Annotated in this window: 20 protein-coding genes; 4 read left to right on the top strand and 16 right to left on the bottom strand. The window is 53.9% G+C overall.

All coding sequences use genetic code 11. The annotated features are described in order from the left end of the window. Positions 1-5 precede the first annotated feature (5 nt). From dnaE to rpsB, 16 genes are all read right to left on the bottom strand, one after another. Positions 6-3,488: a DNA polymerase III subunit alpha gene (gene dnaE, locus WM95_RS04455; RefSeq protein WP_045355195.1), complete on the bottom strand. Its 3,483-nt coding sequence runs from the start codon at positions 3,486-3,488 to the stop codon at positions 6-8. A 38-nt stretch (positions 3,489-3,526) separates the two neighbouring features. Beyond that, positions 3,527-4,123, bottom strand: coding sequence for a ribonuclease HII (gene rnhB / locus WM95_RS04450; protein WP_063409305.1), 597 nt, complete (start codon positions 4,121-4,123; stop codon positions 3,527-3,529). Continuing rightward, positions 4,120-5,268 (bottom strand): lipid-A-disaccharide synthase, encoded by a 1,149-nt coding sequence (lpxB, locus tag WM95_RS04445; protein WP_059445823.1) that lies wholly within the window; start codon positions 5,266-5,268, stop codon positions 4,120-4,122. The genes rnhB and lpxB overlap by 4 nt, the downstream gene beginning before the upstream one ends. Beyond that, a complete protein-coding gene (gene lpxA / locus WM95_RS04440) occupies positions 5,268-6,056 on the bottom strand; it encodes an acyl-ACP--UDP-N-acetylglucosamine O-acyltransferase (protein WP_023310462.1) in 789 nt (262 codons plus the stop codon). Before lpxA ends, lpxB begins: the two co-directional genes overlap by 1 nt. Positions 6,057-6,059: 3 nt before the next feature. Next, positions 6,060-6,515 carry a 3-hydroxyacyl-ACP dehydratase FabZ gene (gene fabZ / locus WM95_RS04435; RefSeq protein WP_010426706.1) on the bottom strand — a complete coding sequence of 152 codons (456 nt, stop codon included), beginning with the start codon at positions 6,513-6,515 and terminating at the stop codon, positions 6,060-6,062. Positions 6,516-6,617: 102 nt separating this feature from the next. After that, positions 6,618-7,643, bottom strand: coding sequence for a UDP-3-O-(3-hydroxymyristoyl)glucosamine N-acyltransferase (lpxD, locus tag WM95_RS04430; protein WP_045355193.1), 1,026 nt, complete (start codon positions 7,641-7,643; stop codon positions 6,618-6,620). 3 nt (positions 7,644-7,646) lie between these two features. Then, entirely contained in the window at positions 7,647-8,141 is a 495-nt protein-coding gene (gene skp / locus WM95_RS04425; RefSeq protein WP_023310460.1) for a molecular chaperone Skp, read from the bottom strand. Between the two features lie 121 nt (positions 8,142-8,262). Next, positions 8,263-10,680, bottom strand: coding sequence for an outer membrane protein assembly factor BamA (gene bamA, locus WM95_RS04420; RefSeq protein WP_023310459.1), 2,418 nt, complete (start codon positions 10,678-10,680; stop codon positions 8,263-8,265). A gap of 29 nt (positions 10,681-10,709) precedes the next feature. Next, positions 10,710-12,062, bottom strand: a complete 1,353-nt coding sequence (gene rseP, locus WM95_RS04415) for a sigma E protease regulator RseP (protein ID WP_023310458.1) — start codon at positions 12,060-12,062, stop codon at positions 10,710-10,712. A gap of 11 nt (positions 12,063-12,073) precedes the next feature. Further along, positions 12,074-12,931, bottom strand: a complete 858-nt coding sequence (cdsA, locus tag WM95_RS04410; protein WP_023310457.1) for a phosphatidate cytidylyltransferase — start codon at positions 12,929-12,931, stop codon at positions 12,074-12,076. A gap of 12 nt (positions 12,932-12,943) precedes the next feature. Further along, a complete protein-coding gene (ispU, locus tag WM95_RS04405; RefSeq protein WP_024907522.1) occupies positions 12,944-13,702 on the bottom strand; it encodes a (2E,6E)-farnesyl-diphosphate-specific ditrans,polycis-undecaprenyl-diphosphate synthase in 759 nt (252 codons plus the stop codon). A 186-nt stretch (positions 13,703-13,888) separates the two neighbouring features. Beyond that, positions 13,889-15,088 (bottom strand): 1-deoxy-D-xylulose-5-phosphate reductoisomerase, encoded by a 1,200-nt coding sequence (gene ispC, locus WM95_RS04400; RefSeq protein WP_059445821.1) that lies wholly within the window; start codon positions 15,086-15,088, stop codon positions 13,889-13,891. Between the two features lie 95 nt (positions 15,089-15,183). Beyond that, positions 15,184-15,741, bottom strand: a complete 558-nt coding sequence (frr, locus tag WM95_RS04395; RefSeq protein WP_003856180.1) for a ribosome recycling factor — start codon at positions 15,739-15,741, stop codon at positions 15,184-15,186. A gap of 167 nt (positions 15,742-15,908) precedes the next feature. Further along, the gene (gene pyrH, locus WM95_RS04390) at positions 15,909-16,634 is read right to left on the bottom strand and encodes a UMP kinase (RefSeq protein WP_008501910.1); all 726 of its coding nucleotides are present in this window, start codon (positions 16,632-16,634) and stop codon (positions 15,909-15,911) included. A 150-nt stretch (positions 16,635-16,784) separates the two neighbouring features. Then, positions 16,785-17,636, bottom strand: a complete 852-nt coding sequence (gene tsf / locus WM95_RS04385; protein ID WP_014882627.1) for a translation elongation factor Ts — start codon at positions 17,634-17,636, stop codon at positions 16,785-16,787. A 117-nt stretch (positions 17,637-17,753) separates the two neighbouring features. After that, on the bottom strand, positions 17,754-18,479 hold the full coding sequence (gene rpsB, locus WM95_RS04380; protein ID WP_003856207.1) for a 30S ribosomal protein S2: 726 nt from the start codon (positions 18,477-18,479) through the stop codon (positions 17,754-17,756). A 321-nt stretch (positions 18,480-18,800) separates the two neighbouring features. On the opposite strand from rpsB, the gene map reads away from it, so the two are divergent. From map to WM95_RS04360, 4 genes are all read left to right on the top strand, one after another. After that, a complete protein-coding gene (gene map, locus WM95_RS04375; protein WP_023310454.1) occupies positions 18,801-19,595 on the top strand; it encodes a type I methionyl aminopeptidase in 795 nt (264 codons plus the stop codon). Between the two features lie 63 nt (positions 19,596-19,658). Next, positions 19,659-22,334, top strand: coding sequence for a bifunctional uridylyltransferase/uridylyl-removing protein GlnD (glnD, locus tag WM95_RS04370; protein ID WP_029741204.1), 2,676 nt, complete (start codon positions 19,659-19,661; stop codon positions 22,332-22,334). A gap of 32 nt (positions 22,335-22,366) precedes the next feature. Beyond that, entirely contained in the window at positions 22,367-23,191 is an 825-nt protein-coding gene (gene dapD, locus WM95_RS04365) for a 2,3,4,5-tetrahydropyridine-2,6-dicarboxylate N-succinyltransferase (protein WP_008501915.1), read from the top strand. A gap of 111 nt (positions 23,192-23,302) precedes the next feature. Further along, a complete protein-coding gene (locus tag WM95_RS04360; protein WP_014168696.1) occupies positions 23,303-23,689 on the top strand; it encodes a DUF3461 family protein in 387 nt (128 codons plus the stop codon). The last annotated feature ends 1 nt before the right edge of the window (position 23,690 follow it).

The raw sequence follows: 23,690 nt of genomic DNA, 5'->3' as shown, positions 1-23,690 counted from the left end.
CTGTATTAGTCAAACTCCAGTTCCACCTGCTCCGAACCAATGAGGCCACGGAGATCGTTCAGTAAACGATCGCTCGGAGAGACACGCCACGTTGCACCAAAGCGCAACCGCGCGCGTGCATCCGCCCTCTGATAGTAGAGATGTACTGGAATTGTCCCCGAGCGGTGGGGTTCCAGAGACTGACGGAGTCGGTTTAAAAGCTGGTCATCAATTTGCCTGTCCGTCAGCGAGATAGCAAGCCCGCGAGCATATTTTTCCCGGGCTTCGTCAATGTCCATCACTTCGCGGGCGGTCATTTTAAGCCCCCCACTGAAGTCATCAAAGCTGACCTGTCCGCTGACGATAAGTATGCGGTCTTTTTCCAGCAATTGCTGGTATTTATCCAGCGCGTCGGTGAACAACATCACCTCCAGACGCCCGGAACGGTCATCCAGCGTACAGATGCCGATACGATTGCCGCGCTTGGTGACCATAACCCTTGCGGCAATCACGAGCCCCGCAGCCGTGGTGATTTTACCACGTTCTGTCGGATGCATGTCTTTAAGCCTGTGGCCGCCGACATAGCGCTCAATTTCTTTGATGTACTGGTTGATCGGGTGCCCCGTCAGGTACAAGCCTAACGTCTCACGCTCCCCATCCAGTACTACCTGTTCTGGCCACGGCTGGCAGTTGGAATAAGATTGCTCGATCTGCTCTGGCTCTTCCGCCAGCACCCCGAACATATCCGCCTGACCAATGGCTTCCGCTTTTGCATGCTGATCCGCCGCTTTCAGCGCGTCGCCGAGGGAATTCATCAGCGCGGCGCGATGCGGCCCGAGTCTGTCAAACGCGCCGGACATGATCAGTTTTTCCAGCACGCGACGGTTCAGTTTTTTGGTGTCGGTACGAGCGCAAAGATCGAACAGCTCGCGGAAATACCCGCCGTTGTTACGCGCTTCGATGATCGCCTCGATCGGACCTTCGCCCACGCCTTTGATCGCGCCGATCCCGTAAACGATCTCTCCGTCGTCGTTGACGTGGAAGTGGTAAAGCCCTGAGTTAATATCCGGCGGCAGGATCTTCAGCCCCATGCGCCAGCACTCGTCCACCAGGCCAACCACCTTCTCGGTGTTGTCCATATCGGCCGTCATTACCGCCGCCATAAATTCAGCAGGATAGTGCGCTTTCAGCCACAGCGTTTGATACGACACCAAAGCATAGGCGGCGGAGTGGGATTTGTTAAACCCGTACCCGGCGAATTTCTCCACCAGGTCGAAGATTTTCATCGCCAGCTCGCCGTCAACGCCGTTTTTCTTCGCCCCGTCTTCAAAGATGGAACGCTGCTTAGCCATCTCTTCCGGCTTTTTCTTACCCATCGCACGACGCAGCATGTCCGCGCCGCCGAGCGTATAGCCGGAAAGCACCTGAGCAATCTGCATGACCTGTTCCTGATACAGGATAATGCCGTAGGTGGGCTCCAGCACCGGCTTCAGGCTTTCATGCTGCCACTGAACGTCCGGGTAAGAAATCTCTTCGCGACCGTGCTTACGGTCAATAAAGTTATCTACCATCCCTGACTGCAGCGGGCCCGGACGGAACAGGGCGACCAGTGCGATCATATCTTCGAAGCAGTCGGGCTGCAGACGTTTAATCAGGTCTTTCATGCCGCGGGATTCAAGCTGGAAGACGGCGGTGGTCTCCGAGCGCTGCAGCATATCGAAACTTTTCTTGTCATCCAGCGGGATGGCCGCGATATCCAGCGGCGGTTCGCCGTTCTTCTCGCGGCGGGCGTTAATCATCTCCAGCGCCCAGTTGATGATGGTCAACGTACGCAGGCCCAGGAAGTCGAACTTCACCAGCCCGGCGTATTCCACGTCGTTCTTGTCAAACTGGGTTACCGGGTGTTGGCCCGCTTCGTCACAGTAAAGCGGTGCAAAATCCGTAATTTTAGTTGGGGCGATAACCACGCCCCCCGCATGCTTACCGGCGTTACGCGTGACGCCTTCCAGCTTGCGCGCCATGTCGATCAGCGCTTTGACCTCTTCGTCAGCTTCGTAGATTTCCGGCAGCTGAGGTTCGGCTTCAAACGCTTTTGCCAGCGTCATGCCCGGATCGGGCGGCACCAGCTTAGAAATACGATCGACAAACCCGTACGGGTGGCCCAGCACGCGGCCGACGTCACGGATAACCGCTTTCGCCGCCATCGTACCGAACGTAATAATCTGCGATACCGCATCACGGCCGTACATATCGGCGACATGTTCGATCACCTGGTCGCGTTTCTCCATGCAGAAGTCGACGTCAAAGTCGGGCATGGAAACACGTTCCGGGTTAAGGAAACGTTCGAACAGCAGGTCGAACTCCAGCGGATCGAGGTCGGTAATTTTAAGCGCATAGGCCACAAGCGAGCCTGCACCGGAGCCACGGCCCGGTCCAACCGGCACGCCGTTATCCTTCGACCACTGGATGAACTCCATAACGATCAGGAAGTAGCCCGGGAAGCCCATCTGGTTGATTACCTGGAGTTCAATGTCCAGGCGTTCGTCATATTCAGGGCGACGCTTTTTACGCTCTTCTTCATCCGGGAACAGGAATTCCAGACGCTCTTCCAGGCCTTCTTTTGATTTCGCGACCAGGAAATCTTCCGTGGTCATGTCACCCGTCGGGAACTGCGGCAGGAAGTATTCGCCGAGGCGAACGGTGACGTTGCAGCGCTTGGCAATCTCTACGCTGTTTTCCAGCGCTTCGGGGATATCGGAGAAGAGCTCACACATCTCCTCCTCGCTGCGCATGTACTGTTGCGCGGAGTAATTACGCGGCCGCTTCGGATCGTCGAGCGTGAAGCCGTCGTGGATCGCCACGCGAATCTCATGCGCGTCGAAATCACCCGCCTCAAGGAACCGCACGTCGTTGGTGGCCACCACGGGCAAACCGCGCTCCTCTGCGAGCGCCACCGCGGCATGAAGATAGCTCTCTTCATCCTGACGGCCGGTACGGATCAACTCCAGGTAATAACGATTCGGGAAATATTCTTCATAGAACGAGACGCATTGATCCACCAGCGCGCTATTGCCGCGCAGCAGACATTTGCCGACGTCACCCATACGGCCACCCGAGATCAGCAGCAGCCCTTCGTTCAGTTCAGCCAGCCAGTCACGGTCGATCCACGGCCCCAGCGCGCCATAGCCGCGCTGATAGGCTTTTGAGATCAGCAGCGTAAGGTTTTGATAGCCCGTGTTGTTCATCGCCAGCACGGAGATTTGCGTCATTTCATCGCCGATGAGATCGCTTTGCACGTGAAAATCTGCGCCGACGATGGGCTTCATCCCCGCGCCGTGCGCCGTTCCGTAGAACTTCACCAGGCCACACAGGTTGGTAAAATCGGTGATCGCCAGCGCGGGCATGCCAAGGGAGGCCGCCTTTTTTACCAGCGGCCCGGTCTTCGCCAGCCCATCGATCATGGAGTAGTCGCTATGCACCCGCAGGTGTACGAAACGTGGTTCAGCCATCTTCAGATTCCGCGTTACTTAATTGCTTGCGTATTGATTCAGGACACCCGTCCCAGCGCGCGCTTCACCGGGCCAAAACTGCGCCGGTGATGTTCGGTTGCGCCATGTTCAGCCAGCCTTTCCAGATGGAAAGGTGTGGAATACCCCTTATGCTGGGCGAAACCATACTGAGGATAAGTGAGGTCCAGCGCGGCCATTTCGGCGTCGCGCGTCACTTTGGCAATGATAGAAGCTGCGCTAATTTCTGCGACCCGGCTATCGCCTTTAACGACCGCCATTGATGGCATGGGCAATGCCGGACAGCGGTTGCCGTCAATCAGGACATATTCCGGGGAAATTTTCAGACCTGCTACCGCACGCTGCATCGCCAGCATCGTGGCATGCAAAATATTCAGCTCGTCTATTTCATGCGGTTCAGCGCGGCCCAGGCTCCAGGCCAGCGCCTTCTCCTGAATCTCACTAAACAGCGCCAGACGGCGCTTTTCTGACAATTTTTTAGAGTCGTTCAGCCCGATAATCGGGCGATCCGGATCGAGGATCACCGCGGCGGTCACCACTGCCCCGACCAACGGGCCGCGACCCACTTCGTCCACGCCCGCCACAAGGCGAGTGTGAGGATAAACAAATTCCATCATTTTGCTAGCTCCAGCACCGCATCAGCCGCTTGCTCATCAGCATTACAGCGGATCAGTTGATGCAGTTCGCGGAAGGTATCGTGCATCTGGTGGCTGGTCTTGCCGTTGGCGAGCAGCGGCAGCAGTGCATCGGCAAGCGCCTGCGGCTGGCACTCGTCCTGCAACAGCTCTTTCACCAGCTCGCGCCCGGCAAGCAGGTTTGGCAGGGAGACATAATCCGTTTTAACAAGACGCTTTGCCAGCCAGAAAGTGAACGGCTTCATGCGATAGCCGACCACCATAGGGCATTTCGCCAGCATACATTCCAGCGCCGCCGTACCGGAGGCCAGCAGCGCGGCATCGCTCGCATACATCGCTTCCCGCCCTTTCCCGTCCAGAAGACGGACGTGAAGATCCGGGGCGACTTCCGCTTTGATGCGCTCAAACTGATCGCGGCGTTTGGCATTTACCAGCGGAACAACCACTTCAAGATCCGGATAGGTCTGGCGAAGAATTTGCGCAGTTTTGAGGAAATCAGCGCTCAGCATCTCAACTTCTGCGCCACGGCTACCTGGCAGTAAGGCCAGACAGTGCACATCATGCGGGATGCCCAGCGCGTCGCGCGCCGCGTTTTTATCCGGTTCCAATGGCATCGCATCCGCCATGGTATGACCGATAAAACGGCACGGAACATTAAATCTGTCGTAAAACGCTTTTTCGAAAGGCAGGAAAGCCAGCACCAGGTTGGTGGACCGTCCGATTTTGAAAACGCGTTTCTGTCGCCACGCCCAGACGGACGGACTGACGTAGTGAATCGTTTTGATACCCTGCTTTTTCAGATTCCCTTCGAGGGTAATGTTGAAATCAGGCGCATCGATACCGACAAACACATCGGGTTTGAGTTCGGTAAAACGACGGGTGAGATCGGCGCGGATGTGCAGCAAACGGCGTAGCCGTCCCAGCACCTCAACGATGCCCATCACGGCGAGCTCTTCCATTTCATACCAGGCTTCACAGCCTTCGGCCTGCATTAGCGGACCAGCAACGCCGACAAAGCGAGCATTGGGTACACGCGCCTTAAGCGCGCGGATGAGACCGGCACCAAGAATATCGCCGGAGGTTTCTCCGGCGACCAGGGCTATCGTAAGCGGACGACTGTCGACCATTAACGAATCAGACCCCTTGTTGAACGGTCAAAGAATTCCATGAACGCGTTCACTTCCGGGTGCTTATTCGCCAGCTCGGCAATTTCCGGCTTCGCCTCTTCCAGCGTTTTACCGCTACGGTACAGCAGTTTGTACGCGTTGCGGATCGCAGTAATCGCTTCGCGACTAAAACCACGACGCTTGAGGCCTTCGATGTTCACGCCAAACGGCGTGGCATGGTTGCCCTGCGCAATCACATACGGTGGAACGTCCTGCGCCACACCGGAGCATCCGCCTACCATCACGTGCGCACCAATGATGCAGAACTGATGGACTGCGGTCATGCCGCCAATAATTGCGAAGTCATCAACCGATACGTGTCCTGCCAGCGTTGCGTTGTTGGCAAGAATACAGCGGTCACCCACGGTACAGTCGTGCGCGATATGCGCATTAACCATAAACAGGTTATCGCTGCCCACCTTCGTCAACCCACCACCCTGTACTGTTCCACGATGAATAGTGACGCTTTCGCGAATACGGTTACGATCGCCAATTTCCAGACGGGTCGACTCACCAGCATATTTCAGATCCTGGTTAACTTCGCCGATGGAAGCGAACTGATAGATCTCGTTATTGCAGCCAATGGTCGTGTGACCATTCACGACAACGTGAGATTTCAGTACTGTACCCTCACCAATTTCGACATGGGGTCCAACAATACAAAACGGGCCAATGTGGACGTTAGCGCCAATGATGGCACCGGTTTCCACAATAGCGGTAGGATGAATAAAGGCGGATTTATCAATCACGTATCAGGACTCCCGGCTACGAGCACACATCATCGTCGCTTCGCAAACAACTTTGCCGTCAACCAGCGCTACGCCTTTGAAGCGAGTCAGGCCACGACGCGTTTTTTCAAAAGTGACTTCCATGATCATCTGATCACCAGGCACGACAGGGCGCTTAAAGCGCGCTTCATCAATACCCGCGAAGTAATACAGCTCACCTGGCTCCAGTTTGCCGACGCTTTTAAACGCCAGAATACCGGTAGCCTGAGCCATCGCTTCCAGAATCAACACACCCGGGAAGATAGGCTTACCAGGGAAGTGCCCCTGGAAGAACGGCTCGTTCACGGAAACATTTTTCACTGCGCGCAGAAAACGACCTTCTTCAAAATCCAGCACACGGTCTACCAGCAGAAACGGGTAGCGGTGCGGCAGAAGTTCTAAAATCTCTTCAATATGCAGAGTATGAGTGTCAGTAGTCAAAATACTCTTCCTGTCAAAATGTACTGATAACAATAATAACACGGCCTGCCGGTTTATTAGAAAGCCGACAGGCCGGGAAAAATAGCGTTCAACGGATGACGCTTAATCTTGTTGATCGATCTTACGCTCAAGAGACTTGAGGCGCTTGCTCATATCATCAATGTTCATCACCAGAGCTGCTGTTTTACGCCATACCTTGTTGGGTTGTAGCGGAATACCTGAGGAATACACGCCAGGTTCAGTGATAGGACGCATTACCATGCCCATTCCCGTCACAGTCACCTTGTCGCATATTTCCATATGGCCATTAATCACGCTCGCGCCGCCAATCATGCAATAACGGCCAATTTTCAGGCTGCCTGCCATAATGACGCCACCCGCAACCGCGGTATTGTCGCCAATCACAACGTTATGCGCAATCTGGCACTGGTTATCGATGATAACACCATTGCCAATGATCGTGTCGTCAAGCGCGCCACGGTCAATGGTGGTACAGGCGCCGATCTCTACGCGATCGCCAATAATAACGCGACCAAGCTGCGGGATCTTAACCCAGTTACCGCGATCGTTAGCGTAACCAAAGCCATCAGAACCAATGACGGTGCTGGACTGGACGAGGCAATTTTCGCCAATTTCAACGTCATGATAAACGGACACGTTGGCCCATAAACGGGTCCCGGCGCCGATTTTCGTATTTTTCCCAACGAAGCAGCCCGGGCCAATGACGGCGTTATCGCCCAGTACAACGCCTGATTCGATAACCGCATTCGCGCCAACGGCGACGTTGTTACCCAGCTTAGCCGTCGGATCAATCGCTGCGCTGGCAGCAATGTTCTGGGCCGGCTGCGGCGTGGTATCAAGAATTTGAGCCATGCGTGCATACGTCAGGTAGGGGTTTTTCACTACCAGCGCGCTTACAGTGGCAAATGGAAGATCGTCCTGCGTCAGAACAACAGCTGACGCCTGGCATTGAGCCAGTTGCTCACGGTACTTAGGGCTTACCATGAAGGTAATCGTGCCAGCTTTAGCAGATTGCATGGACGCAACAGCGGTGATGACGAGATCGCCATCACCGTGTAATTCTGCATCCAACTGCTGAGCTAAATCAGCCAGTCGAATTGAAGGCATTACTTATTTAACCTGTTTCAGAACATCAGCGGTGATGTCTTTAACATCTTTGCTGTTGAAAGCGACGGCGTTCGCATCAACAACCAGATCGATGCTCTGATCGGCAGCTACTGCTTTAACAGCAGTCTGAATGCGAGTCACCAGCTTGCCGCGTTCTTCGTTAGAACGACGCTGACGATCCTGCTCGAAAGCCTGAGCTTTCTGGGAGAATGTCTGACGCTGAGCCATTACGTCTTTTTCCAGTTTGCTGCGCTCGCTTGCTTTCATGGTAGAACCATCACGCTGCAGACGCTGCATTTTGGACTGAAGATCGTTTTCCATACCCTGCAGTTCGCTTGCACGGCCTTTGAATTCGTTTTCCAGAGTCGCAGAAACACCCGTTTTCTGTGCAACCTGCTGGAACAAATTACCCATGTTGACGATTGCAATTTTGTCTGCTGCCTGAGCAGAAGTTGCCATCGCTAAACCGAGACCTGCAGCTAATAACCACTTTTTCACAATTAACTCCTTACCATCCCATTGGCACCAGAAGGTACCGTTCTTTGCGTGGCAAGGCGACCGTTTTCCGATCGCCAGTTGTCAGCGCTACACTGCCAACGCATTCCTTTGCTGCGGATTATTACCAGGTTTTACCAATGTTAAACTGGAATTGCTCCGACTTATCTCCATCATATTTCTTAAACGGCTGGGCGTAAGAGAAGACCAACGGCCCCAGCGGTGACATCCATTGTAATGCGATACCGGCAGACATGCGAATATTGCTCGGATCGCTATAATCTGGAACGCCTGCCGCACGCATCTGGGCTGTATTCTGCCAGTTGGTATCCCATACCGTACCGGCATCCCAGAAGAAGGACGTACGGACAGAGTTCGCGTATTTATCACTGATAAACGGCGTTGGTGTGATGAACTCCAGACTGGCCACCGCCATTGCGTTACCGCCCACCGCATCATCAGAGCTACAGACTTCGGAGGAGGAAGACTTATAACAGTTGTCTTTGTCGTTCCCGCCGTAGTAGACCGCTTTCGGACCAATGTTATTGGACTGGAAGCCACGAACGGTGCTGGAACCACCCGCATAGAAGTTTTCGTAGAATGGCATTTCTTTGCCACCCAGACCATCTCCATAGCCCCAACGGGTACGACCCAGGACTACCCACTTATGATCGTCATCAATCGGGAAGTAGGATGCGGTATCCAGCGTGACCTTGTAGAACTCGTTATCGGAACCCGGCACGGTAACTTTACCGTTCAGGTTGACGCGAGAACCTTCCGTTGGGAAGTAACCACGGTCAAGGCGGTTATAGGTCCAGCCGTAGTTAAAGGTGAAGTCATCCGCAGCGAAACCGTTATTATCACTGGACTTACTTGCCGACTGACCAATAGAGTCCAGGTAACGCCACATTGCCACCTGCGGTTGCATGTTGGACAGGTCGTTATGCACGTAGCCCAAGCCTGCACGCAGGGTGTTGTATTCGTTAACCGGGAAGCCAAGCGTACCGTCTACACCGTAACTCTTGTTGGTGTATGAAGACAGATCCGCGTCGTCTGCTTTAAAGTCGTTATAGAAGATACGACCGCCCAGGCTCACACCGTCTACGGTGAAGTATGGGTTCGTCACAGAGAACTCAGAGTAGGTCTGATAGTCGTTTTTGGTGCCGTTAATACCGACAGAGTAACCCGTACCCAGCCAGTTATCCTGCTGCACGCCGACCTGGAAGCTGACGCCGCTTTCAGTACCGTAGCCCACACCGAAGTTAAAGCTACCGGTGTTGCGCTCTTTCACTTTATATACGACATCAACCTGATCCGGGCTGCCCGGTACGCGCTGGGTATCGGTATCCACCGTTTCAAAATAGCCCAGACGGTTCAGACGCTCTTTACCCTGATCAACGAGGTCGCTTCCCAACCATGCGCCTTCCATCTGACGCATTTCGCGACGCAGAACGGAATCTTTGGAGGTGTCGTTACCGACGAAGCGGATCTTACGCACGTAGAAACGGTTGCCCGCATCCACATTCACGTGCAGCTTAACGGTTTTATCCGCGTCATTGATTTCCGGCTGAGTCTGTACGCGCGGATAGGCATAACCATAGCGGCCGAGCAGCTTCTTAATGCTGTCTTCCATTTTGGTTACTTTGGAACCGCTGTACAGATCGCCCGGCTGAATTTTGGTCAGCGATTCGATTTCAGCAGAATGCCCCGCAAGGTTACCACTCACTTCAACACCAGAAAGCTTGTACTGCTCGCCTTCGGTGATGTTAACCGTAATGTAGATGCCCTTTTTGTCCGGAGTCAGACTAACCTGAGTCGAGTCGATGTTGAAACGCGCATAGCCACGATCGAGATAGTAGCTGCGCAGGGTTTCAAGGTCGCCCGCCAGTTTTTGTTTCTGGTATTTGCGATCGCCTACCACGTTCCACCATGGCACTTCATCGCGCAGCTGGAAGGTGGAGATCAGTTCGTCGGTGCTGAACGCGTGGTTGCCGACAATGTTGATCTGCTGGATCTTCGCAGAAACACCTTCCTGGAAGACCAGCTTCAGGTCAACACGGTTACGCGGCAGCGGAGTGACAACCGCTTTCACGCTGGCGCTGTATTTACCGACGCTGTAGTAGAAGTCTTCCAGACCTTTTTCAATGTCTGAAAGGGTTGTGCGGTCCAGGGACTCACCCACACGAACACCGGATGCTTCAAGGTTCTGCTTGAGCATGTCATCTTTCACCGACTTGTTACCGGAGAAAGTGATACTGGCGATCGTCGGACGTTCTTTTACCTGTACCAGCAGCGTATCACCATCGCGCAGGACGCGGACGTCCTCAAAGTTGCCGGTGGCAAACAGAGCACGGATGGTGTTACTGATATCATCATCATTAACCGTATCGCCGGGGCGTACAGGCATACTGAGGAGGGCCGCACCAACGGCGACACGCTGGAGGCCTTCGAAATGAATGTCTTTCACTACGAACCCGTCAGCACCGTATACGGTGGCGCTGCTAAACAGCAGCGACGCTATGAGCAACTTTTTCATCGCCATCGTTATTATGCGTTCTTCCTAACACTCTCTTACAACCGAGAGAAATCATTGAAAAGTGCAAGCCCCATTAACAGCACCAGCAAAATCGAGCCAATGCGATAACTAAAGTCTTGAACTCGCTCGGATACCGGTCCGCCTTTTAGCTTTTCAATTGCCAAAAACAGCAGATGACCCCCGTCTAAAACGGGAAGCGGGAACAGGTTGATTATCCCAAGGTTCACGCTAATGAGCGCGAGGAACATGAGATAGTAAATCACCCCGAATTCCGCTGACATCCCAGCCCCCTGAGCAATCGAAATTGGCCCACTGAGGTTGTTCAGTTTCACATCACCGGTTATCAATTTCCCCAACATGTTGACCGTCAGCTTCATCAGTTGCCATGTTTTATCCGTGGCTTCAAGGATGGCGCTGAACGGCCCATACTGGCGTATTGTCTTGTACTCATCTGGCAGCGGGATCACTTTCGGCACAACGCCTGCGAACCCTTCTGCCTTTTTGCCGACCGACTTCGTATCCGGGATCAGCGTCAGCGAAAGCGGACTGCCCTGCCTTTCAACTTCTAGCGCGAGAGACGTTCCCGGATTATCGCGCACCAGAGTAACAAAGGTCATCCACTCTGTTAATGGTTGACCATCGACTTTAACGATCCTGTCGCCCGCTTGCAAACCCGCTTTGCTCGCCGCCGAATTTGCCTGTACTTCGGCCAATACCGGCTCGATCTGCGCGCCGCGTGGACGAATGCCCAGCGCAGCGACGGGATCTTCTTTGTCTGGCTCGAAACGCCAGTGACGTAAATCGAGTACTTTGTCCTGACGCGTATCTGAACCAAACGGCGATACGCTGATGGTGGTCTGCGGATCGCCAATTTTAGCTACCAGCTGCAGTCGCACGGCATCCCAATCAGGGGTTTCGATGCCATCAATCGCTTTAAGTTCCATCCCGGATGTAATTTGCGCACTCGCCGCGATGGAATTGGGGGCAATTTCACCCACCACCGGACGTACGCCAGGGACGCCGATGATAAACACCAGCCAGTAAGCGAAAATCGCAAAGATGAAGTTGGCTACCGGTCCGGCAGCAATGATGGCGGCGCGTTGTCCAACGGTTTTATTGTTGAATGCGCTGTGTCGCAGCTCAGGAGCGACAGGCTCGACGCGTTCGTCGAGCATTTTGACGTAGCCGCCCAGCGGGATAAGGGCGATGACAAATTCCGTGCCGTGGCGGTCGGTGCGCGTCCAGAGTGATTTCCCAAAGCCGATGGAAAACCGCTCTACGCGCACGCCACAGCGGCGAGCAACCCAGAAATGGCCAAATTCATGCACGGTAATCAGTACACCCAGTGCAACAATGAACGCCGCCAGATTCCAGAGAATGCTCAGCATAAAACCTTCCGTTAAATCGTCCCGAATACCAGTAAAAGCAAACACGCAAACACTGGAACAGCCGCTGTCAGGCTATCAATGCGATCCAGTATACCGCCATGCCCTGGAATCAGGTGTCCACTGTCCTTAATCCCTGCTTCACGCTTAAACATACTTTCGGTTAAATCACCGAGCACGGAGGCAAGCGCAGCAAAAATCGAGCACACCAGCAGTATTGACGGTGCCACTTCAAGATTCGCCCAGACGCCGTAGCCCCAGGAGATGATCGCTGCCGTAAACAGGCCGCCGATGAATCCTTGCCAGGTTTTGCCCGGAGAAACCTTCGGTGCCAGCTTATGTTTGCCAAACAGTTTACCAAACATATAGGCCCCGGAGTCAGCCCCCCAGACCAGAATCATCACATAAAGCAGCCAGATCGCACCGCTGTAGTGGTTTTCGTCGTAGTGCCAGGCTCGCAGCGCAACCATACCCCAGAAAAAAGGAATAATTGTGAGCAAGCCAAAAATCAGTCGCAGCACTTTTGAATTACGCCATAATGCCGCTGAACCCGGATAAAAAAGAACCAGCAACAGCGCGGCAACCCACCAGGCCAACGATATCCACAAGGAACCGGCAACCAGGGGCTGATGAATATCATGGTGATATTCAGGCAACGTAAACAGCATTATGGCCAGGATAAAGCCACAAAGTACCGCAAGCCATACTCGCTGAGTGCGCGAGGTAAAGCCGCTAAACTGTCCCCATTCCCACGCGGCGAGCATGCACACCACCAGCGTGACAATAGCGAATCCCACCGGGGGCAGTAAAAACAGCGCCGCAATGACAATGGGTATTAATACAAAAGCGGAAATCAGGCGATACTTCAGCAAAAGCTACCCCCATCAGGCTTTGTCGCCACCAGGCTCGGTGCCGCCGAAACGACGCTCTCGATTGGCAAAGGCATGCAGCGCACCTTCAAAGTCTTGTTCATCAAAATCGGGCCAAAGAACATCCGTAAAGTAAAGTTCGGCATAGGCAATTTGCCATATCAAAAAGTTACTTATGCGATGTTCCCCCCCTGTCCTAATTACCAAATCCACAGGTGCCTGTTCATTCATGCAGATTTGCTTGCTCAGCGCCTCTTCATCAATTTGGTCGGGCCTCAACAGCCCTTCCTGAACCTGTTCGGCCAGATGCCGAACGCCCTGGATAATATCCCAGCGTCCGCCGTAATTCGCCGCAATATTCAGCGTAAGACCGGTATTATTTTCCGTCAGCGCTTCTGCTTTACGAATCCGTTCCTGCAAACGTGAGTTAAAACGACTGGTATCGCCAATGATGCGCAGGCGAACGTTGTGGCGGTGCAGGCTTTTTACTTCGCTGTCTAGCGCCCACACAAACAATTCCATCAACGCAGTCACTTCCTGCAGAGGTCGATTCCAGTTTTCACTGCTAAAAGCATAGAGCGTTAACGCATCAATGCCGTTGTTGGCGGCAAAAGAAACGGCGCGGCGAACGGATTTCGCCCCCGCTTTATGCCCAAAGGCTCGTATCTTCCCTTGTCTTTTCGCCCAGCGGCCATTGCCATCCATAATGATTGCTACATGACGGCAGCCATGAGCTGGCAAATTTTCGCTTATTGGTTGATTCGCAGACAACATAACGCGTTTTTTGTCCCTGAAAAGGATTTAACGGTACTCAGGAATACTGAAGCCTATACATAAAAAAGCCGTGTCAAACCACGGCTCACCTGACCACATTAAGTCAAATACCTGCGATCAGGTGGCGCAGACTATATCACTGAAGCCCAACGCTAACAAATAGCACGACGACTAGTGCTTGCTTTATCACCAGCTTGCGAGACGTGTCACCTGTTGACGCGCAATATTACGCGCAGCTGCATCCACCGCCAGCACCTCTTCCACGCTTTGTGGTTCGCGCAAATCCATCATCTCCAGCACCGATAAATTTAACGACGCGATATCGGTAAAACGAATTTGCTGATTCAGAAATGCCTCAACGGTAATTTCATTGGCTGCATTAAGTGCCGTCGTCGCCGCCTGCCCCTGGTCAAAGGCATTCATCGCAAGCTTCAGACAAGGATAGCGGTCGTAGTCTGGTTCACTGAACGTCAGGGAACTTAGCTTGCAGAAATCAAGCGGCTTCACGCCGGATTTCACTCGATTTGGCCACGCCATTGAATGGGCAATCGGCGTACGCATGTCCGGCTCGCCCAGCTGTGCCAGCACGCTGCCATCCTGATAACGCACCATCGAGTGAATCACCGATTGCGGGTGAATCAGTACTTCCATCTGTTTCGCTGACGCATTAAACAGCCAGCGTGCTTCAATGTATTCCAGACCTTTGTTCATCATGGTGGCAGAATCAACGGAGATTTTACGCCCCATCGACCAGTTCGGATGACGGCACGCCTGATCCGGCGTCATCGCACGCAGTTCAGACAGTGGCGTTTCACGGAACGGGCCACCAGACCCGGTAAGCAGAATAGACACCACGCCATTCTGCTCCAGGTCAGCGTACCCCAGGTTCTGTTGAAAAGGTTGCGGTAAACTCTGAAAAATCGCGTTGTGCTCGCTGTCGACCGGCAAAAGACGCGCGCCGCGCTGCTTCACCGCATCCATAAACAGGCGTCCGCAGGTGACCAGCGACTCTTTATTGGCCAGCAAAACATCCTTACCGGCATCAATCGCGGCAAGCGTCGGCAGCAGCCCTGCCGCGCCGACAATGGCCGCCATGACCTGATCCACCTCATCCAGCGCCGCCATCTCGCAAGCCGCCTGCTGGCCGCTCAGCACCTCGGTTAGACTGCCCTTTTCACGCAGCTGTGCTTTCAGCAGACGCGCGCTCTCTTCGTCATCCATCACCGCATAGCGGGGTGCAAACTCCAGGCACTGTTCGACCATTCGCTGCACATTCTTACCGGCCACCAGCGCTGTCACGGTGTAAAGTTCAGGATTATGGCGAACGACGTCGAGAGTGCTGCAACCGATAGAGCCGGTTGAGCCGAGGAGTGTTAAATGCTTCATGGGATGCCCGAAAAAAGTTAGACCAGATAAAAGCAAAACGCCGCCAGCAAGACCTGAAGTCCCTCTGAACGGCGTTTATCAGTGTACGACAGAAATCAGAACTGCATCAGTTCCGCTTCTTTTTCTGCCAGCGCCGCATCAATTTTCTTGATGGCCGCGTCGGTCATTTTCTGAATGTCGTCCTGAGAACGACGATCGTCATCTTCGCTGATCTCTTTTTCTTTCAGCAGTGCTTTCACTTTATCGTTCGCGTCGCGACGTACGTTACGCACGGATACACGACCCTGCTCAGCTTCGCCACGAACGACTTTGATCAGATCTTTACGACGCTCTTCCGTCAGCGGAGGCAGTGGAACACGGATGTCTGCGCCCGCAGAGCTTGGGTTCAGTCCGAGGTCAGAGGCCATAATCGCTTTCTCAACGGCCGGGCTCATAGAGCGGTCGAAGACGTTAATTTTCAGCGTACGGGTATCTTCTACCGTCACGCTCGCCAGCTGGCGCAGAGGGGTTGGCGTACCGTAATATTCTACGATGATGCCATCCAGCAGGCTTGGGGAAGCACGGCCAGTACGGATTTTGCTGATTTGGTTTTTGAACGCTTCTACGCATTTGTCCATGCGTACTTCAGCATCTTTTCTGATGTCGTTAATCACGTTACGAATCCTTGAAAACTTGTCTCAGGCAGACTATCCGCCAGCACAGCGCTACAGGTGTGCTAAGTATAGTCGCGTTTAATTCATGACAACGCCAAAGGCGCGCCCGGGTAAGATACCACTACAAAATAAAGCGGAATCTTACCTGTATTTATCGTCAACGGAAATTATTCCGTGATCAAAGTGCCTTCTTTTTCGCCCATGACCACGCGACGCAGTGCGCCAGGCTTGTTCATGTTGAAGACACGGATCGGCAGTTTGTGGTCGCGAGCCAGCGTGAAGGCGGCAAGATCCATCACTTTCAGCTCTTTATCCAGCACTTCGCTGTAGCTCAGCTGATCGTACATGGTGGCAGAAGGATCTTTTGCCGGGTCGGCAGTAAACACGCCGTCTACTTTGGTCGCTTTCAGTACCACATCGGCTTCGATCTCGATACCGCGCAGGCAGGCGGCGGAATCGGTTGTAAAGAACGGGTTACCCGTACCGGCGGAGAGGATCACCACGCGGTTGTTGCGCAGCAGGCTGATGGCTTCTGCCCAGCTGTAATTATCGCATACGCCATTCAGCGGAATCGCGGACATCAGGCGGGCGTTCACATAGGCGCGATGCAGTGCATCACGCATCGCCAGGCCATTCATCACGGTTGCCAGCATACCCATGTGGTCGCCCACAACGCGGTTCATCCCCGCTTTCGCCAGACCAGCACCACGGAAAAGGTTGCCACCGCCAATGACCACGCCAACCTGGATACCCAGTTCGACCAGTTCTTTGATTTCCTGTGCCATGCGATCAAGGATGCTTGCGTCAATACCGAAGCCTTCCGATCCCTGCAGCGCTTCGCCACTCAGCTTAAGCAGAATGCGTTTGTACACGGGTTTTGCATTGGTAGCCATGTTTCTTTCCTGAGACTGTCAACGATTAAGATGGGGGTTAATTCTGGCGACATGATATGCCGCAAATCAGCACAGCGATACTGGAGCCTGTCTGATTTCCTGTGACGGGTGACAAAAAGAAGCCGCCCTCAGGCGGCTCCTTTTCAAACATTAAGACTGCTTGGACATTGCAGCAACTTCTGCTGCGAAGTCAGTCTCAACTTTCTCGATGCCTTCGCCCACTTCGAAGCGGATGAAGCCAGTTACGTCAGCGTTGTGCTCTTTCAGCAGCTGAGCAACAGACTTGCTTGGGTCCATTACGAATGGCTGGCCAGTCAGAGAAACTTCGCCGGTGAATTTCTTCATGCGGCCTTCAACCATTTTCTCTGCGATTTCTTTTGGCTTACCAGACTGCATCGCGATGTCCAGCTGAACCTGGTACTCTTTCTCTACCACTTCAGCAGACACGTCTTCTGGCTTAACGAATTCTGGTTTGCTTGCAGCGATGTGCATTGCCAGCTGTTTAACCAGCTCTTCGTCAGCGCCTTTAGCCGCAACCAGAACACCGATACGTGCACCGTGCTGGTAAGAGCCCAGAACGTCGCCTTCCAGAGAAGATACGCGACGAATGTTGATGTTCTCACCGATTTTAGCAACCAGCGCAACACGTTCTTCTTCGAACTGTGCTTTCAGAACTTCAACGTCAGTGATTTTACCCGCAACAGCTGCGTCCAGAACTTTGTTAGCAAATGCCTGGAAACCGCCATCTTTAGCAACGAAGTCAGTCTGGCAGTTAACTTCCAGAATGATGCCGTAGTTGCCGTCGATCTTAGTGATGATCACGCCGTCAGCAGCAACGTTGCCTGCTTTTTTAGCTGCTTTGATCGCACCGGATTTACGCATGTTTTCGATTGCCAGCTCGATGTCGCCGTTCGCTTCAGTCAGCGCTTTTTTGCAATCCATCATGCCTGCGCCAGTACGCTCGCGCAGCTCTTTTACCAGGGATGCGGTAATTTCAGCCATTCTTAAATCCTCGGGAGATGTGAACTGCCCGGCCGGGGGCCAAACAGTGTAAATTGAAAAAAGGGGCCGGTAATGGGCCCCTATTCATACACGGTACTAATAAGGGGTAAAACCTTATTATTCAGCTTCTACGAAGCTTTCTTCCGCCTGAGAAGCCAGATCCTGGGAACGGCCTTCACGAACGGTAGCAGCTACAGCGCTCAGGTACAGGCTAACAGCACGGATTGCGTCGTCGTTACCCGGGATAACGAAGTCAACACCGTCCGGATCGGAGTTGGTATCAACGATAGCGAATACCGGGATACCCAGGTTGTTAGCTTCTTTGATTGCGATGTGCTCGTGGTCTGCATCGATTACGAACAGCGCGTCTGGCAGGCCGCCCATATCTTTGATACCGCCCAGGCTGTTTTCCAGCTTGTCCAGTTCACGAGTGCGCATCAGCGCTTCTTTCTTAGTCAGCTTGTCGAAAGTACCGTCCTGAGACTGGGTTTCCAGATCTTTCAGGCGTTTGATGGACTGACGAACAGTTTTCCAGTTGGTCAGCATGCCGCCCAACCAGCGATGGTTCACGAAGAACTGGTCGCAGCTGTTAGCAGCATCTTTCACAGCTTCGCTTGCAGCGCGCTTAGTACCAACGAACAGAATCTTACCTTTACGGGAAGAGATCTTGTTCAGCTCAGCCAGGGCTTCGTTGAACATTGGTACAGTTTTCTCAAGGTTGATGATGTGAACTTTGTTACGTGCGCCGAAGATGAAAGGCTTCATTTTCGGGTTCCAGTAACGGGTCTGGTGACCAAAGTGAACACCAGCCTTGAGCATGTCGCGCATGGAAACAGTTGCCATGTTTAAAACCTCTATATTGAAAGTTGGGGTTATGCCTCCACGTATCCCATATTACCGACCCCGAAGGGCACCCCGGAATATGTGCCGATACGTGTGTGTTGTTACACAAAGTGAGATTTGTCGCTTCCGTCCAGCCTGTGTATCTGAGATGGATCGGAAGTCCGGCGCGCTTTATACCACAAAACACGACCAGAAACCAACAGTTGTTGGCGGAGTGTGCTGTTAATGATTCTCAATTTGGCACGGAGCGTGCCTGACTGATACCATTGACGACACTTAGATTAGTATTGTCGAAAAAATCGACACCGATGGACAGATTACATGGCTATCTCTATTAAGACACCTGAAGAAATTGAAAAGATGCGCGTCGCCGGTCGTCTGGCCGCGGAAGTGCTGGAAATGATCGAGCCGTTCGTGAAGCCGGGCGTCAGCACCGGTGAGCTGGACCGTATCTGTAACGACTATATCGTAAACGAGCAGCACGCGGTTTCCGCCTGCCTCGGCTACCACGGTTTTCCGAAATCCGTCTGCATCTCTATTAATGAAGTGGTGTGTCACGGTATTCCGGACGATGAAAAACTGCTGAAAGATGGCGACATCGTCAACATCGACGTAACCGTCATTAAAGACGAATACCACGGTGACACCTCAAAAATGTTCATCGTTGGCAAGCCGACTATTCTTGGCGAGCGTCTGTGTAAAGTGACGCAAGAGAGCCTCTATCTGGCGCTGAAAATGGTTAAACCGGGTATTCGCCTGCGTACCATAGGTGCGGCAATCCAGAAGTTTGTGGAAGCGGAAGGTTTCTCCGTGGTGCGCGAGTACTGCGGTCACGGCATTGGTCGCGTCTTCCATGAAGAACCGCAGGTCCTGCACTATGACGCAGATGACGGCGGCGTGGTGCTGCAAAAAGGCATGACCTTTACCATTGAGCCGATGGTCAACGCGGGTGACTATCGCATCCGTACCATGAAAGACGGCTGGACGGTGAAAACCAAAGACAGAAGCTTGTCTGCGCAGTACGAGCATACTATTGTGGTAACAGACAACGGCTGCGAAATTATGACGTTGCGCAAGGATGACACCATCCCGGCGATACTGACGCACGATGAATGATAAAAAAGCCGGCAAATGCCGGCTTTTTTAATGGCTATAGCTTTTTCTTATGGGTGGCGCACGATGAGTAATCTTTTACCCGAACAGTATGCTAACACAGCACTTCCCACCCTCCCCGACCAGCCCGATAACCCGGGCGTCTGGCCGTCGCACGAGCTGACCTGCGCGCATATTAAAGCCCATATGGATGTTTTCCATCGCTGGCTGGGCAGCGCGTTCGACGCAGGCGTGTCGGCCGAGCAGCTCATTGAAGCGCGCACCGAATTTATCGACCAGCTGCTGCAGCGCCTGTGGATCGATTACGGGTTTGGGCAAATCAGCGACGTTGCGCTGGTTGCCGTCGGGGGCTATGGCCGCGGTGAGCTGCATCCGCTTTCCGATATCGATCTGCTGATCTTAAGCCGCAAAAAGCTGCCGGACGAACAGGCGCAAAAAATTGGCGAACTGCTGACGCTGCTCTGGGACGTAAAGCTGGAAGTCGGCCACAGCGTGCGCACCCTGGAAGAGTGTCTGCTGGAAGGGTTATCGGACCTAACCGTCGCCACCAACCTGATTGAAACCCGCCTGCTGATTGGTGATGTCGCTCTGTTCCTGGAGCTGCAAAAACACATCTTCAGCGACGGCTTCTGGCCGTCAGAAAAGTTCTTCGCCGCGAAGGTCGAGGAGCAAAATCAGCGCCACCAGCGCTACCACGGCACCAGCTATAATCTTGAACCCGATATTAAAAGCAGCCCCGGCGGCCTGCGCGACATCCACACCCTGCAGTGGGTCGCCCGCCGCCATTTTGGCGCCACCTCGATGGACGAGATGGTCGGCTTCGGCTTTTTAACCGAGGCCGAGCGAAACGAGCTGAACGAGTGCCTGCACCTGCTGTGGCGCATCCGGTTTGCCCTGCATCTGGAAGTCACCCGCTACGATAACCGCCTGCTGTTTGACCGCCAGCTCAGCGTGGCGCAGCGCCTGAATTATCAGGGCGAAGGCAACGAGCCGGTTGAGCACATGATGAAGGATTTCTTCCGCGTCACCCGCCGGGTGACCGAGTTGAACCAGATGCTATTGCAGCTGTTCGACGAGGCCATACTGGCCCTGACGGCGGACGAAAAACCGCGCCCGATTGATGACGAATTCCAGCTGCGCGGCACGCTTATCGACCTGCGCGACGAAACGCTGTTCATCCGCGAGCCGGAAGCGATTCTGCGGATGTTCTATACCATGGTGCGCAACAGCACCATCACCGGGATCTACTCCACCACTCTGCGCCATCTGCGCCATGCGCGCCGTCATTTGACGCAGCCGCTGTGCTATATCCCGGAAGCGCGTTCGCTGTTTCTGAGCATGCTCCGCCACCCGGGCGCCGTCAGCCGCGGCCTGCTGCCAATGCACCGCCACAGCGTGCTGTGGGCCTATATGCCGCAGTGGTCGCACATTGTCGGGCAAATGCAGTTCGATCTGTTCCACGCCTACACGGTGGATGAACACACGATCCGCGTGATGCTCAAGCTGGAAAGCTTTGCGAAAGAAGAGACGCGCTCCCGCCACCCGCTCTGCGTGGAGCTGTGGCCGCGCCTGACCCATCCGGAACTGATCCTGATTGCCGCCCTGTTCCACGATATCGCCAAAGGTCGCGGCGGCGACCACTCGGTGCTGGGCGCGCAGGACGTGCTGAAATTTGCCGAACTGCACGGCCTGAACTCGCGTGAAACGCAGCTGGTGGCCTGGCTGGTGCGCCATCACCTGCTGATGTCAGTCACCGCGCAGCGTCGTGACATTCAGGATCCGGAAGTGATCAAGCAGTTCGCTGAAGAGGTTCAGACGGAAAACCGTCTGCGCTATCTGGTCTGCCTGACGGTGGCCGATATCTGCGCCACCAACGAGACCCTGTGGAACAGCTGGAAGCAGAGCCTGCTGCGCGAGCTGTACTTCGCCACCGAAAAACAGCTTCGTCGCGGGATGCAAAACACCCCGGACATGCGCGAACGCGTGCGTCATCACCAGCTCCAGGCGCTGGCGCTGCTGCGGATGGATAATATTGATGAAGAGGCACTGCATCAGATTTGGGCCCGCTGCCGCGCCAACTATTTTGTCCGCCATAGTCCAAACCAGCTTGCGTGGCACGCGCGGCATCTGCTCAAGCACGATCTGTCCCAGCCGATGATCCTGCTGAGCCCGCAGGCCACCCGCGGCGGGACGGAGATTTTCATCTGGAGCCCGGACCGACCTTACCTGTTTGCTGCGGTCTGCGCCGAGCTGGACAGGCGTAACCTGAGCGTTCATGACGCGCAGATTTTCACCACCCGCGACGGCATGGCGATGGACACCTTTATCGTGCTTGAGCCGGACGGCAGCCCGCTCTCGTCGGACAGGCATGAAGGGATACGTTTTGGTCTGGAACAGGCGATTACCCAGCGCAGCTGGCAGCCTCCGCAGCCGCGTCGCCAGCCGGCGAAATTGCGCCACTTTACCGTCGATACCGAGGTCAATTTCCTGCCGACCCACACTGACCGTAAATCGTTCCTGGAGCTGATCGCGCTCGACCAGCCGGGGCTGCTTGCTCGCGTCGGCCAGGTTTTTGCCGATCTGGGAATTTCGCTCCATGGGGCCCGAATTACAACGATTGGCGAGCGAGTAGAAGATTTATTTATAATCGCGACAGCGGACCGGCGTGCCCTTAATAATGACCTGCAGCTTGAAGTGCAACAACGGTTGACAGCAGCCCTCAATCCAAACGATAAAGGGTGATATGTTTTTTAGTGAAATGGAAAGAGTAAACAATGCAGCAGTTACAGAACGTTATTGAGTCCGCTTTTGAGCGTCGCGCCGAGATTACCCCGGCAAATGTGGATACCGTGACCCGTGAAGCGGTAAACCAGGTGATTTCCCTTCTGGATTCCGGCGCGCTGCGCGTGGCAGAAAAAATCGACGGTCAGTGGGTCACTCATCAATGGCTGAAGAAAGCCGTGCTGCTCTCTTTCCGTATCAACGATAACCAGGTTATCGACGGAGCTGAAAGCCGCTACTTCGATAAAGTGCCAATGAAATTCGCTGACTACGACGAAGCGCGTTTCCAGAAAGAAGGCTTCCGCGTGGTACCGCCTGCGGCGGTTCGCCAGGGTGCGTTCATCGCACGTAACACCGTGCTGATGCCATCCTACGTGAATATCGGTGCCTACGTTGACGAAGGCACCATGGTCGACACCTGGGCGACCGTCGGTTCCTGCGCGCAGATCGGTAAAAACGTTCACCTGTCCGGCGGCGTGGGCATCGGTGGTGTTCTGGAGCCACTGCAGGCTAACCCGACCATTATCGAAGACAACTGCTTCATCGGCGCGCGCTCTGAAGTGGTTGAAGGCGTGATCGTTGAAGAAGGCTCCGTGATCTCCATGGGCGTTTACATCGGTCAGAGCACCCGTATTTACGACCGTGAAACCGGCGAAGTTCACTACGGTCGCGTTCCGGCGGGCTCCGTGGTGGTTTCCGGCAACCTGCCGTCAAAAGATGGCAAATACAGCCTGTACTGTGCGGTTATCGTGAAGAAAGTGGATGCGAAAACGCGCGGTAAAGTGGGCATCAACGAATTGCTGCGCACCATCGATTAATCGGGTATAACAAAAAGCGGGGGCAACCCCGCTTTTTTTATATCTGAGGGTGGCGAAAATAGATTTTTTCGTTAATTATTCAAAGGTTATGTTGAGATCAAGGGTACCGCTATGTACGATAATCTGAAAAGTCTGGGCATTACCAATCCTGATGAAATTGATCGTTACAGCCTCCGTCAGGAAGCCAATAACGATATTCTGAAAATCTATTTTCACAAGGACAAAGGAGAGTTTTTCGCCAAAAGCGTGAAGTTTAAATATCCACGCCAGCGTAAGACCGTTGTGGCTGACGGTGTAGGACAGGGCTACAAAGAAGTACAGGAAATCAGCCCTAACCTGCGCTATGTGATCGATGAACTCGATCAGATCTGCCAGCGCGACCGCACCGAAGTCGATCTCAAGCGTAAGATCCTTGACGACCTGCGTCACCTTGAAAGCGTTGTAACAAATAAGATCAGCGAGATTGAAGCGGATCTTGAGAAATTAACGCGGAAATAAA

The sequence above is a fragment of the Enterobacter cloacae complex sp. ECNIH7 genome, from assembly GCF_002208095.1.
Lineage (GTDB): Bacteria > Pseudomonadota > Gammaproteobacteria > Enterobacterales > Enterobacteriaceae > Enterobacter > Enterobacter cloacae_M.
The sequence above is the reverse complement of the archived record's forward strand: the minus strand, read 5'-3'. Positions and strand labels throughout refer to the sequence as shown.